This window comes from Pantoea sp. ANP04, from assembly GCF_041982285.1.
GTDB classification, from domain to species: domain Bacteria; phylum Pseudomonadota; class Gammaproteobacteria; order Enterobacterales; family Enterobacteriaceae; genus Pantoea; species Pantoea eucalypti.
Genome location: NZ_JAUTYS010000204.1, coordinates 1 through 509 on the forward strand (window position 1 = coordinate 1; position 509 = coordinate 509).

The 509-nt window shown below is 61.7% G+C and carries 2 protein-coding genes; both read left to right on the forward strand.

Translation table 11 applies throughout. The annotated features are described in order from the left end of the window. Nucleotides 1-342: DegT/DnrJ/EryC1/StrS family aminotransferase (locus tag Q7C21_RS23125; protein ID WP_375151258.1), on the forward strand; the 342-nt coding region annotated here is incomplete at its 5' end. A 5-nt stretch (nucleotides 343-347) separates the two neighbouring features. Next, a partial coding sequence (locus Q7C21_RS23130) for a glycosyltransferase (RefSeq protein ID WP_375151259.1) occupies nucleotides 348-509 on the forward strand: 162 nt, incomplete at its 3' end.

Below are 509 nucleotides of genomic sequence, written 5' to 3' on the forward strand. Positions count from 1 at the left end.
GCTTACCTGGAGCGCCTCGAAGGCCTGCCGGTGCAACCCCTGCACCTGCCCCAGTACCCGCAGCAGCACGCCTGGCACCTGTTCATCCTGCGCATCGACGCCGAACGCTGCGGCCTGGACCGTGAAGCCTTCATGAAGGGCCTGCAGGAGCAGAACATCGGCACCGGCATCCACTTCATCGCCACTCACCTGCATACCTATTATCGACAGCGCTTCGCCGATGTGCGGCTGCCACACACCGAATGGAACTCGGCGCGTCTATGCTCGATCCCACTGTTCCCGGACATGACCCTCGACGATGTCGAACGGGTCTCCGATGCCATTGCCAACCTCCTGGACTGAAGCCTTTGAAACCTTACCCAATCCAGTTCGTGTCGATCGTGATTCCGGTCTACAACGAAGAACAGAGCCTGCCGGAGCTGCTGCGCCGCACCGAAGCGGCCTGCCGCCAGCTCAAGCACGACTTTGAAATCGTTTTGGTGGACGACGGCAGCCGCGACCAGTCGGCG